This is a genomic window from Rathayibacter sp. AY1C1, assembly GCF_002932105.1.
Taxonomy (GTDB): Bacteria; Actinomycetota; Actinomycetes; order Actinomycetales; family Microbacteriaceae; genus Rathayibacter.
In genome coordinates this window covers 1-14,513 of sequence record NZ_PSWH01000025.1, presented here as the reverse complement: position 1 = coordinate 14,513, position 14,513 = coordinate 1, and the positions used below count along the sequence as shown (strand labels likewise).

Below are 14,513 nucleotides of genomic sequence, written 5' to 3'. Positions count from 1 at the left end.
GGCGCGCGGACACGATGCCCCCACCGGCGCCGGAGAAGCCTCGCGCTCCTCGATGAGCGAGAGGACATAAGCTCGCACACGTGGCAGCCGGCGCAGTGATGTACAACTTCGCGATACAGCTGGCCGATGTGGACCGCGGTGTCTACGAGGACATCACGTTGCGGGCCGCTCGGCACCCCTCCGAGACCGACGCGTACATGATGACGCGCGTGCTCGCGTACTGCCTCGAATACGTGGAGGGGATCACCTTCAGCGAGGGGATCTCGTCGACGGCGACCGAGCCGGCGGTGCTGGTCCGCGATCTCACCGGCAGGCTGACCACGTGGATCGAGGTGGGCGCGCCGGACGCCGAGCGACTGCACTTCGGGAGCAGACTGGCCGACCGCACGACGGTCTACACGCATCGCAACCCGGAGAAGGTGATCGCGGCGTGGTCCGGCAAGCGCGTCCACCAGCTCGAGCAGATCACCGTGCAGAGCTTCGACCAGGGGTTCCTGGATGCCGCGGTCGCGGTACTCGAGCGCCGCAACACGCTGACCGTGTCGGTCGTCGAGGGGCAGCTGTATCTCGAGCTCAACGGCGTGACGTCGAGCAGCGACATCCACGTGCATCAGCCGGGCTGAGCCGGCGCCGAGTGTCACGAGGTCCGTGTCCGGAAGACCGGTCGGAGGACACGATGAAGCATCCTCCGAAACGGCCCCTCGGGACGCACCCGGAGACGACGAGGGCCGGCACTGCCGTGAGACGGTCCGGGCCCTCGGGCACGCTGGGGCTGCGCGTCAGCGGCGCAGCGTGTGGCTCGGCTTCTCGTCGAAGCGCACCTGGTACGCGCTCGCGAAGCGGCCGAGGTTGCCGAAGCCCCACTCGCGGGCGACCGCGGCGACGGTGGTCGAGCAGGGGTCGCCGGCGACCAGGTCGGAGTGGGCGCGGTCCAGGCGCACGTCGCGCAGGTAGACCGACGGCGACACCCCGAGGTGCCGCTTCGTCGCCTGCTGCAGTGTGCGGGTGTGCAGTCCGGCCGCGCGGGCGGCGTCGGCCGGGGTGATCGGCTCGTGGGCGTGGTGCTGGAGGAAGTCGAGCGCGACACGGGTGCGGGAGGCGGACGGGCGCCGGAGCACGGCCGGCACGTCCCACGCGCGCCACGGGAACAGCAGGAGCAGCACGCGGGCGAGGTCGAGCTCGGCGGTGAAGCGCACGAGCGGAGTGATCGCGGCCGTCGCGAGCGCGGCGCTCGCCTCCGTCACCGCGGCGCGCCAGCGGGCGAGGACGCCGGGGTCGGCGTCCGCCCCGTGGTCGAAGGAGACGGGCTGGCGGGGGCCGGCGTGCGTCTCGGTCGCGACGTCCTCGAGGAACCCGGGGGCGAAGTGGATGAGGTTCTGCCGGTGCGGCTCGAACTCGAGCCCGAACTGGCGCTCCGCAGGGAACAGGAACGGGGCGGACAGCGCGCCGGTCCGGGTGAACGGCGGCAGGTTCAGGCGTCCGCCGCCGGCGCGGAACCAGCCGACGACGTACTCCTTCAGGTGGGGGACCTGGCCGGTGAGGGCGCCGGAGCAGTCGGAGGTGCGCAGGGTCACCCGGTCGCTGCCGCGGACGGCGTAGCGGTAGGAGAAGCCGCGCTGCGACGGAGCGACGCGGAACTCGCCTCCGCCGTACGCCTCGGAGTAGACGGCGGACGCGGCGGTCGGATCGTCGCCGGAGGCTTCGTAGCGCCGGTCGGCCCGCTCGTCGCCCGCGAAGGGGCTGCCGAGGGTGAAGGTCGACTCGCTCATGACGTCCGCCCGGGGCGGCAGCGGAGGGAGCAGTGCATGGGGGACTTCTTCCGGGTTCGGGGTCCGTGCGCTCGGGGGGACGCACGAGGGGTACGGAATCAAGACGTGTCGAGGAGCCGGAATGTCACGAATCCCGTCTCGAGACGTCCCCCATCGGCGGCACTCGCAATCCGGCCAGCGGATTCGGCGGCCCGTTGTCAAGGCTGGTAGTCATGCCGGACGGCGCCCCACACTGAGGGCATCGGCGCGCGGGGACACCGCGCGCGGGACCGCGGAGGAGGCGCTCATCGACGACGACCCCCTCCTGAACGCGTCCGACGCGACCCTCGCCGCGCGCGCCGTCGACGGCGACGTGCAGGCGTTCGAGCAGCTCGCCCGCCGCCACGGCGCCCTCATGCGCGTCTACGCCGCGAAGCTCCTCGGCTCCGAGGCGGAGTCCGAGGACGTGGTGCAGGAGGCGTTCCTCACCGGCTGGCGGCGTCTGGCCGATCTCGACAGCCCGGCGCACATCCGCAACTGGCTGATGCGCATCGTCACCCACAAGGCGATCGACCGGATCCGCGTCCGCCGCCGCCACGACGACATCGACGACTGGGATCCGCCCGCGCCGCCCGAGCACTCCCCCGAGCGCATCGTCGAGGCACGACTCCAGCTGGACGCGGTCTGGGAAGCGCTGGACCGATTGCCTGCTGATCAGCGACGCTGTTGGCTACTCCGCGAGACCGCCGGCTACAGCTACCAGGAGATCGCCGACGCTCTCGAACTCCCCGTCTCGACGGTCCGCGGCCTCCTCGCCCGGGCCCGTCGATTCCTGCTCCACGAATTGGAGGCATGGCGATGACCGACGACGCCGCCGTGCCCGAGGACGACCTCGACGGCCACACGCTCGAGGAGCTGGGCGAGTACCTCGACCGCGGCCGCGAGCCGCGCGACCCCTCGATCGAGAACTCCGCCGCGTGCCGGCTCGCTCTCGCGAACCTCACCCGCCTCACCGAGCTCTCGGCACGGGCGCTGCGGCAGGAGGCCGACCGCGAGCCCGACCGCGACGAGGTCTGGATCGCCGGCCTGCTCGACGCGATCCGCTCCGAGGTGCGCTCCGGCCGCGACATCCCCGTCCGCCACCCCGACCCGACCCTCCGCCTGGCGCTCACGGAGGCGGCCGTGCGCGGGATGATCCGCCGCGCCGGCGACACGATGGGCGGCGTCATCATGGGCCGCTGCACCCTCGACGGCGACGTCTCGGCTCCCGGCGCCGTGGTGCGGATCGACGTGACCTGCGCCCTCGAGTTCGGCCTGCCGGTCGCCGTGGCCGCCGACCGCCTGCGCGAGCGCATCCGCTACGCCCTCGAGCGCCACACCGAGCTGACCGTCGGCGCGATCGACGTGACCGTCGACGACGTGTACCCCCACCGGGAGGAGCGGGAATGACCGACGACACCGAGCTCTCGCAGCGGCTTACCGCCGAGATCCGCGACATCGAGGGCGTCGCGGGGGTCTATCCCGCCCAGCCGATCGTCGAGGCCGCGGCCGACGCGCTCGCCGTGAAACTGGACCTGCGGCAGCCCGACGTGCTGGTCGACATCGACCGGTCGGAGGGGTTCACCACGGTGAGCGCGCACATCGCCGCGTCCGCCGCACTGCCGGCCCCCGAGACGCTCCGGCTGGTGGGCGAGCGGATGCACGCGCTGCTCGCCGCCGACCCGTCGGTCTCGGGGCCGCTCGCCGTGAACGTGAAGGTGCGCCTCATCGAGGATTCGGGGCGCGCCGAGCACTGAGCGGGGCCGCCGCCGCCCCCCTCCCGCGAGAGGCCACCCGAGTACCTCGCGCGGCGTGCCGCGTACCGAGGTGGCGTCTCGCGGAAGGGATCAGGGGCAGCCCGTCCGGGTCAGCAGGAGACGAGGTGGTCGAAGCGGGACGCGACTCCCGAGCTGTCGCTGAACTTGCGGTTGATGACGCTCATCGTGTTGCAGCCGCTGTCCGGGCCGTTCTTCCAGATGACCTTGACGTTGCTCGCCTGGTCGCAGTGCCACCACACCGTGACCTGCGCGCGACCCAGGGAGTCGCGCTGCGAGCGGACCTCGTAGCAGTTGCCCGGGCCGCCGTTCCGGTAGACGAGCTGCCCGGCGGAGGCGGGGGTAGCGACGGCGACGGCCCCTCCGAGGGCGAGGGCGATCGCGGCGAGCGTGGCCGTGAGACGACGGTGCATGGTGTTCTCCTTCGAACGGGCGATCGGAGGCGACGGCGGCCGCCCCTCTGCCAGCACCCTGGACCCGGCCCGGCCGAGCCCGGTCGTGAGCTTTCGTGCCGGAGATCACCCCGCCTGGAGGGTGGGGGGAGAGCGAGTACTCCTCATTAGCGTCGAGGCGCGTGCAGCTGCGCGCCCCTTCGACGCAGAGGACTCGCCATGCCTTCACGACTCCTCGACCGGCCGCGACTCGCCCTCGCCCTCGCAGCCCTGTGCCTCGGAGTGCTGGCGGCGACACCCCCGCAGGCGGTCGCCGCCCTCGCACCGGCGTCCACGACTCCGACCGCCTCGTCCGCCGGCCAGGCCGTCACGGCGGCACCCGCCGACGCCCCGGGCTGGACCACGCTCCTGCGCGACGACTTCACCGGGCCGGCGGGCGCGCCGGTCGGGAGCCAGTGGGAGCACGAGGTCGGCACCTGGGGCACCGGGGCGGTCGACCGGACGACCGCGTCGACGGCGAACGTCTTCCTCACGGGCGGCGGCGCTCTGGGAATCCGCGCCCTCCGCGACTCCGCCGGAGCCTGGACCTCCGGGCGGATCGTCACCGCCGACAAGTCGTTCTCGGCGCCGGCGGGCGGCCGACTGCTGATGACCGCCTCGATCCAGCTGCCGGACGTCGCGCAGGCCACCGGCTACTGGCCCGCCTTCTGGGCTCTCGGGCGGGACGCGAACGCCGTCATCGACTGGCCCGCGACCGGCGAGTTCGACATGCTCGAGGCCGTCAACGGCACCGCCCAGGTGATCCAGACGCTGCACTGCGGAGTGCCGGACGGCGGCCCCTGCGACGAGCCCGCCGGCCGGACGAGCGGGATGCTGGACTGCGCGTCCTGCGTGACGGGGTTCCACCGCTACTCCGCCCTGCTCGACCGGACCGTGCCCGGCGACGAGCGCGTGGAGTTCCTCGTCGACGGCGTCACCCGGCACGTGGTGCGGGAGTCGGAGGTGGGGACGGCCGCGTGGCAGGCCGCGGTCCCGAACGACGTGCTGCTGATCCTGAACCTCGCCATCGGGGGCGGGCTGCCGAACGGGGTGTGCGGGTGCGACAGTGCAGCCGCTCCGAAGAGCTCCGGCGGGACGATGCTCGTCGACCACGTCGCGGTCTACCGGTCCGACGCGGCGCCGGCTCCGGTCGTCGTCGGGACCGCCGCGGTGGGCGCGACCCTGTCCTCCTCCGCCGGCCGGACGGGACCGCTCGTGCACCGCTGGGCGGCGGGAGGCGTCGACATCGCGGGAGTGACGGGTCCGGATCTCGTGGTCCCCTCCTCCGCGGTCGGCAAGCGGGTGACCGTGACGGTGAGCGCCGCCGACGGCTCCGGCCCGACGACCTCGCAGCCGACCGCACCGGTCGCCGCCGGCACCCTCGGCGCCGCGACGCCGACCGTCACGGGCACGGCCCGGGTCGGAGCGGTGCTCACGGCAGCCCCGGGTCCGTGGACGCCGACTCCCGTCAACCTCACCTACCGGTGGAAGGCGGACGGCGCGGCCATCGCGGGAGCGACGTCGCCGCGGTTCACGCTCACGAAGGCTCAGGCGGGGAAGCGGATCACGCTGACCGTCACCGGGACGAAGACCGGCTACTCCACCGCGAGCCGGACCTCCGCGGCGACGGCGGTCGTGGGACGGTGACGGGCGCGGGCTGTCCCCCGCCCGCCACCGTGTCTCAGACCTCGCGCTTGCGGCGAGGAGCGATGCGCAGGACGGCGGTCCCCGCAGCGATGAGGGCGAAGGCCGCGAGTGCCAGCCAGACCGAGTCGAACCCGGTCATGGCGAGCGTTCCGGCACCGACTCCGGCTCCGGCGGCTGTTCCGATGTGGTTGTACATGTCTCTCTCTCTGTTTCACCAGTCGCGCCGACGGCGTGTCAGCGCATCCAGGTAGGCCTTGGTGTGGACGACCTGCAGGAACAGGTCGACGACGAGCTCGTACATCGACGCGGCGGCGAGCATGTACCGCCAGCCGCGGTCGCGGACCGTCACGATCCGCTCGACGACGAAGATCGCGGTGACGGCCAGCCAGAACGGCTGGAGGCTCAGCTCGCCCCACCCGACCGCGTAGACGATCGTGGCCAGGTAGACGTAGGTGATGATGCAGCCGAGCATCGTGAGCAGCTGGCGCCCCCAGTAGGGAGCCGTGACCCGCGTGAAGCCGTACTGCACGCAGTTCTCGACCGCTCCGCGCTTCCAGCGCAGGCGCTGACGCCAGAGGTCTCCCCAGGTCGGCATGACCTCGGTGACGAGGGTGCAGCCGGCGGGGCTCAGCACGTCGTAGCCGAGGTGGCGGATCGCGAACGTGAGCTCGTTGTCCTCGGTGAGGACCGTGGTGTCGTAGATGCCGCCGATGCCGTCTCCGGAGGGGAGGGAGCCGGCCAGGCGGGCCGCGCTGATGCGGCGCATCACGGCGACCTGGAGCACGGCCGCGGTGCCCGTGACGACGAGGCACTTCCCGTTCAGCCGGCGCACGTCGCGGGCGTAGCGCGCGTACTCGTTGCGCTGGAGGTGGCCGACGAAGCCGCCGCCCTCGCCGCCGCGGAACACTCCTCCGACCGCACCGATGCCGCCGTGCAGCCTGCCGCGGGCGATCTCGAGGAACCCGGGGTCGAGCGCGGAGTCGGCGTCCTGCACGAGCACCAGGTCGTCGGCCTGCAGCCCCGGGAGGACCTCGGCGAGGAACTGGTTGAGGCCGCCCGCCTTCTTGTGGCTGTTCCCGACGGTGACGAACACCTCGGCGCCGTGCGCGAGAGCGATCTCGACCGTGGCGTCGGTGCAGTTGTCGGCGATGACGACGATCCGGTCCGGCGGCCACGTCTGCCGCCGCAGGCCCTCGATCGCCGCGGCGATCCCGGCCTCCTCGTTGTGGGCGGGGAGGGCGGCGACCAGGTCGCCGATGCGCGACGAGGCGCGGCGGCCGCTGCGGGGGCGCGTGCCGCGGATCGGAATGGATGCCGGAGGGAGCCGGTCGGCGTCGACGGCGGGGAGCCCGGTGCGCTCGAGGACCGCAGTGGGGGCCGGCGGACGCTCGAGCAGCGCGGTCGGGGCGGCCGAGCGCTCCAGGAGCGCGGTCGGGGCGGTCGGACGCTCCGGGACGGCGGTCGCGGCGGCCGGATACTCCAGGACAGCGGCCGTCGCGGCCGGAAGCGCGGTCGGCGCAGCCCGACGTTCCAGGACAGCGGCCGGCACGACCGGTCGCTCGACCACTGCGGGCGGGGCGGCCGGACGCTCCAGCACCGCGGTCGGGGCGGCGGGGACCGTCACCGCTCCGGCAGGCGTCGCGGACGCGAGGCGGCGCGGAGCGGAGACCCGCTCGCGCCCGGAGCGGGCGGCACGGCGTCCCGAGAGCGGGCGCGAGGCCGTCTCGTCGTGCGCCTCCCAGGTCGCCCGGCGACGGGGAGCCGTCGGCTCGTCCGCGCCGTGGCCGGGCTGTGTGCTCATGACTGTTCCTCTCCGCGGCCGGGGGCCGATGTGCGCTGATGAGCGCCCGCGCGGAACGGAGGTCGTCGCCGGGGTGGGCGCGACCCGAGTGAGGAACGGCGTCCGACGGGGGGATCGGAGCAGGGCCTGACAGAGGACAGCATCGGGGGGTGCTGCGATCAACCTAGGGGCACGGAGATGATGGAAGCAAGCAAAATTTGTCACCCTAAAGGGGCTGTACAAGGTCCTTGCGGCTTCTTTGTCTTCGTCGTAGTTGATCCCTCGCCTCGCTGAGCCTCCTCCACACCCGGCGCACCCCTCTCCGCTCGGCCCCGCGACGGGCCGTTCGGGGGTGGGCGGCGCTCTTGTGCGTCGAGCCGCCGGGGTCCACCATCGAGCGACGGCCCCCGCCCGGGGCGGCCGCACCCGACGGGTCAGGGGCGCCATGCGGTCGCGAGGCCTGCTCTTCTGCCTGATCCCGCCGATCCTCTGGGGCGGCATGCTGCCGGTCGCGGACAGCATCGCGGCGACGGTCGACTCCTTCTTCATGACTCTCATCCGCTACACCGCCGCCGCGGTCGTCCTCGCCCTGCTGCTCGCCCGGGCGGAGGGGCTCCGCGCCTTCCGGCTCGACGGCCGCGGGTGGCGGCTGGCGCTGCTCGGCGCCTCCGGATTCGCCGGCTTCGGACTGCTCGCCTTCACGGCTCTGCGGTTCACCTCGGCCCCGAACGTCAGCCTGATGATGGGGATGATGCCCGCGATCGGCGCGGTGCTCGCGAGCATCGGCGCGCGTCGCCTGCCGCCGGCCGCCACCGTCGGCTGCATCCTGCTCGCGCTCGCCGGAGTCGCGCTCGTCGTCACCCGCGGCGACGTCGCCCTCCTCCTCGACGGCGAGCTGGGGTTCGGCGAGCTGCTCGCCCTGCTCGGCGCGATCTGCTGGGTCGTCTACACGCGCGGAGCCGCGGCGTTCCCCGGCTGGTCGGCGCTGCGGTACTCGACGCTCACCACCGCGCTCGGCTGCCCCTCGATCGCCGTCGCGGTCGCCGTGGCGACGGCCACCGGCTCCGCGCACCCGCCGACCGGAGCCGAGGTGCTCGCGGCCTGGCCGCAGCTGGCCTACCTGATCCTCCTGGCCGGCGTCGTCGCCGTGCTGCTGTGGAACACGGGCATCAAGCTGCTCGGCGCACTCGACGGCACGCTCTTCCAGAACCTCGTCCCGGTGACGACCTTCGCGATCAGCATGGCGGGCGGCTACCGGCCGGGGCCCGTCGCCCTGCTCGGCGCAGCCATCGTCGTGACGGCGCTGCTGCTGAACAACTGGGCGACGCGGCGCGCGGCCGCGGTCGCCGCGCGTCCCGCGGCGGTGCCGGCTCCGGTGCGCTGAGCGCACCGCGGGAGCCTCCCGCTCGGGGCGGTCACCGGTCGGAGTTGCCGGCCCAGCGGACGGAGCCCTGCGCCTCCTCCTTGCTGATCGGGGACACGGTGCCGCAGTGCGAGCACTCGAGCAGGTAGCGGGTCGAGACGGTCAGGACGGGGACGAAGAAGAGCGAGAGGCGCGTCCGGCGGCGGAGGATCCGCTGCTCGTCGCGCTGCCCGCAGACGCGGCAGACGAAGACGAGCGTCCGGAGGAGGTCCTCGACGGCTCGGGTCCCGAAGATGAGGAGCATGCGTCCGAGCGTAGGGAGCAGGGCGCGCTCGGCGGAGGGGGTTGCCGGGGCGCCGTCGCCGCGGAGCGCCGGGCACAGACGACCACGGCGAGCGCCGTCTCGAGCAGGTCGCCTCCGTAGAACAGCAGGAGCGCCGCCTGGCGTCCGGTCTCGTCCGGAGCCTCCGCGTAGAGCACGGTCGCGAGCAGCCCGTGCGCGGCGATGCCCGCTCCGAGCACCCCCAGGCGCAGGCCGAACGGGGCGCGGTGCGGGTTCGGATCGACTCCGGCGAGCGCCGCCGTCAGCAGGCAGCCGCTGAGGAGGAAGTGCACGCTGAGCGCGAGGTGCAGCAGCGGATCGGCGTGCGCGGTAGTGAGCAGTCCGGTCGCGTGCACGAGCCAGAGGGAGCCCGTCGAGAGCAGGAGCGCCGTCACGGGGTGGGCGAGGAGACGGGCCGGGCGGCTCCGGAGCAGCCGCGAGAGCCGCCGGGCAGCCGTGACGTCGAGCGCGCGCAGGGCCAGGGTGACGGGGGCGGAGAGCACCAGGAGGAGCGGCGCGAGCATCCCGAGGACCAGGTGCGTCAGCATCGCCCCGCGCGGATCCGCGTGCGACCACTCCGCGAGCGGACCCGTGAAGCAGAGCGCCGCGGTCGCGAGCCCGCCGAGGAGCAGGGCGGTCCGGTGCAGCGGCCACGGCCGTCCGCGCCGCCGCTCGAGGGCCGCGGCGCCTCCTCCGAGCGCCGCCGCCGCGGCCAGCGGGACCAGGAGCAGCAGGCCCGGGTCGAGCAGGGAGTGGTCGGGGTGCGGGGTCACGCCGTCGCGCGCCGTCGCCGCGGCAGGAGGAGCAGTCCCGCCACGAGCAGCACCGCTCCGGAGGCGATCCAGGCGGAGTCGTAGGGCAGCAGGTCGACGTCGTAGCGCACCTGGTGCACCCGGAGCAGCTTGTGGTCGACGACTCCGTCCCACAGCTGGAACAGCCCCGCCCCCGTGAGCCCCGCGGCCCACGCCGTGCGCGGACGCAGAGCGGATCGGCGCCGGGCGTCGGCGAGCAGGAAGCCGCCGCCGACGAGCGCGAGGATCTCGGCCGCGTGCAGCAGCCCGTCCGAGAGCAGGCCGATCGCCGGAGTGGAGCGGTCGTAGAAGTGGTGCCAGGCGAGGATCTGGTGGAAGACGATCTCGTCGACGGCCGCCATGAGGCCGACTCCGATCAGGAAGGCGCCCTGGAACGCCCTGTCGCCGCGGAGTCCCCGGCCGCTCCGCCGCATCCGGTCCCCTCCCGATCGAGTGCCGGGGCCCCGGGATCCCGAGACCCCCGCGCCTCCTCCCGAAGCCCCGCCACCAGGGAAGCGGACGCCCGGATCGCGGCCTAGAGGGTTGACTCCTCGCGCCCGCGCCGGTCGTGCTGCCCCTCCGCTACGGGCTGGGCCGACAAGGCGCAACCCCGCGCGAGGGGCGCTCCCGTTCGGGAGAGTGGAGGCATGCAGCAGCTGACCTACGCCTCCAAGAGCTTCGTGACGACCGACGCCGTGACCGAGGCCCTCCTCGACCTGGTGACCGCGATCGACCGCCAGGAGCACTCCGAAGCGGTCACGGTCCCGGCGTTCACCGAGGACGGCGAGCTCATCGAGGCGAAGATGACGCTCGACGCGAGCAGCGAGCTCGTCGCCGTCCCCGTCGAGGTCTCCATCAAGGACGAGGAGTCGACCACCGGCGCCGTCGAGGCCGCCGTCGAGGACATCCGCTCCCGCATCAAGAGCAACCGCGCCACGATCGCTCGCCCCGTGATCGACGAGGACCCGGAGCCCTACAACTACGAGGAGTTCTGAGCCGCGCCTGCGGGCCTTCACGCCTCCGCACTGAGGTGCCTGGATCTGCTCGCGACACGCCGGAACTGCCAGCCGATCCGGGCACCTCAGCGGCCGCCCTCCCACATCAGTCGAAGAAGTCCGCATCAATCTCGACCGCTGTGTACGTCTCCTTCACCTGGACGCCCACTCGGTACTTGATCATCAGCCCCACGAGACGCTCTCCGTCGATGAGGACGACGCGGGACTGGACTGCGTTCGCGTAGCTGGTTGCAGCCGGGGTGAATGCGGACGTAGTCAGGAATACTCCCCTTGAAGCACCAAAACCGTGCAGAGCTCCGACGAAAGCCTGAATCGTCTCCCGGCTGATATTGCTCCCAGCCCGGTATCTCTTCGCTTGAACGTAGACGCGTTCCAAGCCAAGAGCATCCTGGTCGATGACGCCGTCTACTCCACCGTCCCCGGTACCGCCGATGCGCTTGCCTCGCTGCTCAGCCCCTCCGTAGCCCATCGCAAGCAGCAGATCGACGACAGCCTGCTCGAAAAAGTCAGGGTGACTATCGCGAAGCCGGGCGAGAAGCTCCTCACCGACCTCTGCCTCGATACGCGAGATCGCGTCCTCGATCTGCTCGACGGGATCCAGCACCTGCGTGTCCAGCGGATGATCGACCGCTTCGCTCTCGCTGACCCGCTGCTTCTCTACATCCTTCGGCCAGAAGGGGGCGAAGATCTGACGCGCACTCGCGTAGTCGAACCCACCGGCATGGCGAGCGAGGGCCTCACGACCGTCGGCCGTTATTGAGTAGTGGCCTCTCAGCGGACGCTCGATCCATCGGGCTTTCATCAAGTTCGAGAGGGCCCAGCCGATCCGTTGGGTATACCGAAGGCCACCCGTCCGCAGGGTTTCCGCACGGGCCCTCGGTGTGAGCGCCAGAACATCTGCCGCTCTTCCGAACACGTCCTTCCGATGGAGCACATCGCCCGACTCCAATATCTGGAGTACCGGAACCACGAATACGGGCCAGATCGGAACATCCGAGCCTGGTTCTTCTTCCAGTGCAGTCATCCGTTCATGGTGCACCACTCTGCCCCCGACAGTCGCATCGTCGACGGTTGAGGCGGTCTTGCTCCAACTGCTGGCCGCCCACTCAGAGGGCCGCGCCTCAGGCGGCTTTGCCTTCCTGTCGTACCCCGGAGGCCGCGCAGAACTTTCTAAGCCTGAACTGATCTCTCCGCACAGCAGAGCTCAGGGTCGCTCGGCTCTCGATCTAACTTCAACGAGGACCCCTGAACGAGCTGCGCCTCTTGACCGGCGGCGCCGCAGGGAGTCGGATGAGGGCGTGCGCGCGCTGGTCCCCGTCTCCGATCCGTGGTCCGTCGACGGGAGCGGGCGGACGGACGACGGGCCCGTCGACGACCTCGCCGTCCGCGCCGAGCGGGACGGCGGCTCGTACTCGGTCCGCACGCTGCGGCTGACCGGTGTCCGCCTCGGGCCGCGCGGCTCGGTGCACGGAGTGGTCACCGACCCGGTCGCGACGGCCGCGCTCGCGATCGGCTCGCTCCTCCTCTCGGTGATCCCCGCCGGCCTGCCCGGGGACCGGACGCGAGCGGCGATGGTGGCGGCGGAGGCGCGGGCCCAGGAGCTGGCCGCCGACCGGCCCGCGTGGGACGTGAGCCCCCTCCCCCTCGACGGGATCGACTACGCGCTCTTCACCCGGACTGTGCCCGAGGGCGCCGTCGCCCACGCCGACCTCGGCTGGGCCGTCGTCGCGCTGTGGAGCACAGGCCCGCTCCCCCGGGGTCCCTTCCACCTGCTCGAGATCCCCGACGAGCCCGTCCCGCGCTGAGTCGCCCGGATCGGCTCGCGACACACCGCAGCGGGGAGCCGATCCGGGCGACTCAGCGAGCGGATCCGCGCAGGGCGGCGCAGGGTCACGCGCCCGCGACCGTGGAGCCGCGCACCAGCAGCTCGGTCGGCAGCAGCGTCACGCGCTGCACCTCCTCGCCGGCCAGGAGGCGCACCAGCAGGTCCGCCATCGCCTCGCCGAGGCCCGTGGAGGGCTGGCGCACCGTGGTGAGGCGCGGCTCGCTCGCCTCGGCGAAGTAGTCGCCGTCGAATCCCGCGAGCGCGATGTCGCCCGGCACCGTGAGGCCGCGCTCGCGCAGCGCCGTCAGGGCGCCCGCCGCCATCTGGTCGTTGGAGGCGAAGACCGCGTCGATAGGCCGCCCGGAGTCGAGCAGGCGGCGCATCGCGGTCGCGCCGTCCTCGGGCGAGTAGTCGCCGTACTCGACGAGCGAGTCGTCGAGCCCCGCGGCGGTGACGGCCGAGCGCCAGCCCGACAGGCGGTCGATCGCGGCGGGCATGTCCTGGCGGCTCGCGATCATCGCGGGGGCCGTGCGGCCGAGGCCCAGGAGGTGCTCGGTGACCGTGCGCGCCGCTCCGGTGTTGTCGACGTCGACGAAGTAGCTGCCGCCCTCCTCCGTCAGCGGCCGCCCGCCGAAGACCACGGGGAGCGAGGCGCCGAGCTGCGCGTAGGAGTGGTCGCCGCTGTGGTGCGAGACGACGAGCGCGCCGTCGACGTTGCCGCCGAGCAGGTAGCGCCGCGTCTTCTCGGGCGCCGCCTCCGACGCGATCACGATGGTGAGCGTGTACTCGGTGCCGGCGAAGGCCATCGCGGCGCCCTGCACGACCGAGGCGAGGAACGGATCCGCGAACACCTTCGCCGCCGACTCCGGCACCACGAGCGCGACGGTCTGCGTGCGGCGGCTGGCGAGGGAGCGCGCGGCGCGGTTGGGCACGTAGCCGAGCTGCTCGATCGCGGCGAGCACGGCCGTCCGGGCGCCGTCCTTCACGCGCGGGGAGTCGTTGACGACCCGGCTGACCGTCGCGCGGGAGACTCCGGCCAGCGCGGCGACGGCTTCGAGGGTCGGGGCGGCCGAGGCGGTGTCGTGGGTCATGCGGGCCTTCCTCGCGGGTGCCTCCGAGGCTAGCCGAGCGCCGGAGGAGTGGGCTCGTGCGGGGCGTCCGCGGCGTGAAGGGGCGCGGATCGCGGCCATTCGGGGGTGATGCGGGGCGGCGGAGCGGGCCGGCGGAGTGAGTCCGCGGCCTGCGAGGGCGCGGATAGCGGCCGTTCGGGGTGGCGCCGGGCGGTCGGGGCGCCGCCTCGGCGATCACCGGCGCGACCGGCGCACGGCGATCGGTCGCGCACTGGCGGAGGCCGGGAGCCTCGCGCCGGTCAGCGCCCGCGGCGGAAGCGCGCGAGGAGGCTCCGGAGCCGCTCGGCCTGCCGGTCGGTGAAGTCGTTCGACAGCCGGAACGCCTCGTTCGTCGGGTCCGCCCCGTTCGCGACATCGCGGATCGCGCGCAGCGCCTGCTCCGACGGCGTCGGCCCGTCCCCCGGACGCGGCTCCGACGGCCCGCTCGAGGGGTCCTCGTCGCGCCGGTCCTTCGGCTCCATGTCGCCTCCTCCGCGCCAGCCTAGGCGGCGGGAGGTCGGGCCAGGAGGCCCGAACGGGGCGTGATCGGCGGGATCCTGCGCGGCAGTGGTCGGGATGCTCCGAGCACGACGACCGGTCGGGTCGCGAACCCGCCGGCCGCTCAGTCCACGGCCCGATCCCTCCCCACAGCCCCCGACCCCCGGAC

The 14,513-nt window shown here is 73.0% G+C and carries 18 protein-coding genes; 8 read left to right on the top strand and 10 right to left on the bottom strand.

From position 1 onward, the window contains the following. The first annotated feature begins 80 nt into the window (after window positions 1–80). Window positions 81–623, top strand: a complete 543-nt coding sequence (locus C5C71_RS12145; protein WP_104337776.1) for a YaeQ family protein — start codon at window positions 81–83, stop codon at window positions 621–623. A gap of 156 nt (window positions 624–779) precedes the next feature. On the opposite strand, the gene C5C71_RS12140 is transcribed toward C5C71_RS12145, so the two are convergent. Next, a complete protein-coding gene (locus C5C71_RS12140) occupies window positions 780–1,769 on the bottom strand; it encodes a helix-turn-helix transcriptional regulator (RefSeq protein ID WP_104337775.1) in 990 nt (329 codons plus the stop codon). 121 nt (window positions 1,770–1,890) lie between these two features. On the opposite strand from C5C71_RS12140, the gene C5C71_RS12135 reads away from it, so the two are divergent. The 3 genes from C5C71_RS12135 to C5C71_RS12125 are packed head-to-tail and all read left to right on the top strand — an operon-like array spanning window position 1,891 to window position 3,544. Further along, window positions 1,891–2,610, top strand: coding sequence for an RNA polymerase sigma factor (locus C5C71_RS12135; protein WP_104223974.1), 720 nt, complete (start codon window positions 1,891–1,893; stop codon window positions 2,608–2,610). Further along, window positions 2,607–3,197, top strand: coding sequence for an Asp23/Gls24 family envelope stress response protein (locus tag C5C71_RS12130; protein WP_146076902.1), 591 nt, complete (start codon window positions 2,607–2,609; stop codon window positions 3,195–3,197). Before C5C71_RS12135 ends, C5C71_RS12130 begins: the two co-directional genes overlap by 4 nt. Then, on the top strand, window positions 3,194–3,544 hold the full coding sequence (locus C5C71_RS12125) for a hypothetical protein (protein ID WP_104223972.1): 351 nt from the start codon (window positions 3,194–3,196) through the stop codon (window positions 3,542–3,544). The genes C5C71_RS12130 and C5C71_RS12125 overlap by 4 nt, the downstream gene beginning before the upstream one ends. A 110-nt stretch (window positions 3,545–3,654) precedes the next feature. Here the strand turns inward: C5C71_RS12125 and C5C71_RS12120 are convergent, their stop codons facing one another. After that, complete coding sequence (locus C5C71_RS12120) at window positions 3,655–3,975, bottom strand: hypothetical protein (RefSeq protein ID WP_104337774.1); 321 nt, start codon at window positions 3,973–3,975, stop codon at window positions 3,655–3,657. Between the two features lie 198 nt (window positions 3,976–4,173). Between C5C71_RS12120 and C5C71_RS12115 the strand changes: the two genes are divergently transcribed. Further along, window positions 4,174–5,640, top strand: a complete 1,467-nt coding sequence (locus C5C71_RS12115; protein WP_104232935.1) for a family 16 glycosylhydrolase — start codon at window positions 4,174–4,176, stop codon at window positions 5,638–5,640. Window positions 5,641–5,674: 34 nt separating this feature from the next. On the opposite strand, the gene C5C71_RS17635 is transcribed toward C5C71_RS12115, so the two are convergent. After that, the gene (locus C5C71_RS17635) at window positions 5,675–5,836 is read right to left on the bottom strand and encodes a hypothetical protein (RefSeq protein WP_167305255.1); all 162 of its coding nucleotides are present in this window, start codon (window positions 5,834–5,836) and stop codon (window positions 5,675–5,677) included. A gap of 15 nt (window positions 5,837–5,851) precedes the next feature. Beyond that, complete coding sequence (locus tag C5C71_RS12110) at window positions 5,852–7,441, bottom strand: glycosyltransferase family 2 protein (protein ID WP_104337773.1); 1,590 nt, start codon at window positions 7,439–7,441, stop codon at window positions 5,852–5,854. Between the two features lie 424 nt (window positions 7,442–7,865). Here C5C71_RS12110 and C5C71_RS12105 point away from each other — a divergent pair, with 424 nt between their 5' ends. Next, window positions 7,866–8,804 carry a DMT family transporter gene (locus C5C71_RS12105; RefSeq protein WP_104337772.1) on the top strand — a complete coding sequence of 313 codons (939 nt, stop codon included), beginning with the start codon at window positions 7,866–7,868 and terminating at the stop codon, window positions 8,802–8,804. Between the two features lie 31 nt (window positions 8,805–8,835). On the opposite strand, the gene C5C71_RS18115 is transcribed toward C5C71_RS12105, so the two are convergent. Genes C5C71_RS18115 through C5C71_RS12090 form a run of 3 tightly spaced genes read right to left on the bottom strand, consistent with a single transcriptional unit; the run spans window position 8,836 to window position 10,330 of the window. Further along, on the bottom strand, window positions 8,836–8,994 hold the full coding sequence (locus C5C71_RS18115; protein WP_374954291.1) for a hypothetical protein: 159 nt from the start codon (window positions 8,992–8,994) through the stop codon (window positions 8,836–8,838). Beyond that, window positions 8,946–9,878 carry a cytochrome c oxidase assembly protein gene (locus C5C71_RS12095; RefSeq protein WP_104337770.1) on the bottom strand — a complete coding sequence of 311 codons (933 nt, stop codon included), beginning with the start codon at window positions 9,876–9,878 and terminating at the stop codon, window positions 8,946–8,948. Before C5C71_RS12095 ends, C5C71_RS18115 begins: the two co-directional genes overlap by 49 nt. Then, a complete protein-coding gene (locus tag C5C71_RS12090; protein ID WP_104337769.1) occupies window positions 9,875–10,330 on the bottom strand; it encodes a DUF2243 domain-containing protein in 456 nt (151 codons plus the stop codon). The genes C5C71_RS12095 and C5C71_RS12090 overlap by 4 nt, the downstream gene beginning before the upstream one ends. Window positions 10,331–10,543: 213 nt before the next feature. Between C5C71_RS12090 and C5C71_RS12085 the strand changes: the two genes are divergently transcribed. After that, on the top strand, window positions 10,544–10,891 hold the full coding sequence (locus C5C71_RS12085) for a hypothetical protein (protein ID WP_104223965.1): 348 nt from the start codon (window positions 10,544–10,546) through the stop codon (window positions 10,889–10,891). A 106-nt stretch (window positions 10,892–10,997) separates the two neighbouring features. Here C5C71_RS12085 and C5C71_RS12080 read toward each other — a convergent pair whose 3' ends face one another. Beyond that, window positions 10,998–11,936 carry a restriction endonuclease gene (locus tag C5C71_RS12080; protein WP_104333159.1) on the bottom strand — a complete coding sequence of 313 codons (939 nt, stop codon included), beginning with the start codon at window positions 11,934–11,936 and terminating at the stop codon, window positions 10,998–11,000. A 274-nt stretch (window positions 11,937–12,210) separates the two neighbouring features. On the opposite strand from C5C71_RS12080, the gene C5C71_RS12075 reads away from it, so the two are divergent. Further along, window positions 12,211–12,717: a hypothetical protein gene (locus tag C5C71_RS12075; protein ID WP_104337768.1), complete on the top strand. Its 507-nt coding sequence runs from the start codon at window positions 12,211–12,213 to the stop codon at window positions 12,715–12,717. A gap of 85 nt (window positions 12,718–12,802) precedes the next feature. Here the strand turns inward: C5C71_RS12075 and C5C71_RS12070 are convergent, their stop codons facing one another. Together C5C71_RS12070 and C5C71_RS12065 are read right to left on the bottom strand one after the other, a co-directional pair. After that, window positions 12,803–13,828: a LacI family DNA-binding transcriptional regulator gene (locus C5C71_RS12070; protein WP_104337767.1), complete on the bottom strand. Its 1,026-nt coding sequence runs from the start codon at window positions 13,826–13,828 to the stop codon at window positions 12,803–12,805. A 278-nt stretch (window positions 13,829–14,106) separates the two neighbouring features. Next, window positions 14,107–14,328 (bottom strand): hypothetical protein, encoded by a 222-nt coding sequence (locus tag C5C71_RS12065; protein WP_104232942.1) that lies wholly within the window; start codon window positions 14,326–14,328, stop codon window positions 14,107–14,109. Window positions 14,329–14,513: the final 185 nt, after the last annotated feature.

Excerpts from the sequence above, each read along its gene's own strand:
- C5C71_RS12140 (WP_104337775.1), bottom strand. The coding sequence starts at position 1,769 with ATGAGCGAGTCGACCTTCACCCTCGGCAGCCCCTTCGCGGGCGACGAG.
- C5C71_RS12135 (WP_104223974.1), top strand. The coding sequence starts at position 1,891 with ATGTCACGAATCCCGTCTCGAGACGTCCCCCATCGGCGGCACTCGCAA.
- C5C71_RS12130 (WP_146076902.1), top strand. The coding sequence starts at position 2,607 with ATGACCGACGACGCCGCCGTGCCCGAGGACGACCTCGACGGCCACACG.
- C5C71_RS12125 (WP_104223972.1), top strand. The coding sequence starts at position 3,194 with ATGACCGACGACACCGAGCTCTCGCAGCGGCTTACCGCCGAGATCCGC.
- C5C71_RS12120 (WP_104337774.1), bottom strand. The coding sequence starts at position 3,975 with ATGCACCGTCGTCTCACGGCCACGCTCGCCGCGATCGCCCTCGCCCTC.
- C5C71_RS12115 (WP_104232935.1), top strand. The coding sequence starts at position 4,174 with ATGCCTTCACGACTCCTCGACCGGCCGCGACTCGCCCTCGCCCTCGCA.
- C5C71_RS17635 (WP_167305255.1), bottom strand. The coding sequence starts at position 5,836 with ATGTACAACCACATCGGAACAGCCGCCGGAGCCGGAGTCGGTGCCGGA.
- C5C71_RS12110 (WP_104337773.1), bottom strand. The coding sequence starts at position 7,441 with ATGAGCACACAGCCCGGCCACGGCGCGGACGAGCCGACGGCTCCCCGT.
- C5C71_RS12105 (WP_104337772.1), top strand. The coding sequence starts at position 7,866 with ATGCGGTCGCGAGGCCTGCTCTTCTGCCTGATCCCGCCGATCCTCTGG.
- C5C71_RS12090 (WP_104337769.1), bottom strand. The coding sequence starts at position 10,330 with ATGCGGCGGAGCGGCCGGGGACTCCGCGGCGACAGGGCGTTCCAGGGC.
- C5C71_RS12085 (WP_104223965.1), top strand. The coding sequence starts at position 10,544 with ATGCAGCAGCTGACCTACGCCTCCAAGAGCTTCGTGACGACCGACGCC.
- C5C71_RS12080 (WP_104333159.1), bottom strand. The coding sequence starts at position 11,936 with ATGACTGCACTGGAAGAAGAACCAGGCTCGGATGTTCCGATCTGGCCC.
- C5C71_RS12070 (WP_104337767.1), bottom strand. The coding sequence starts at position 13,828 with ATGACCCACGACACCGCCTCGGCCGCCCCGACCCTCGAAGCCGTCGCC.
- C5C71_RS12065 (WP_104232942.1), bottom strand. The coding sequence starts at position 14,328 with ATGGAGCCGAAGGACCGGCGCGACGAGGACCCCTCGAGCGGGCCGTCG.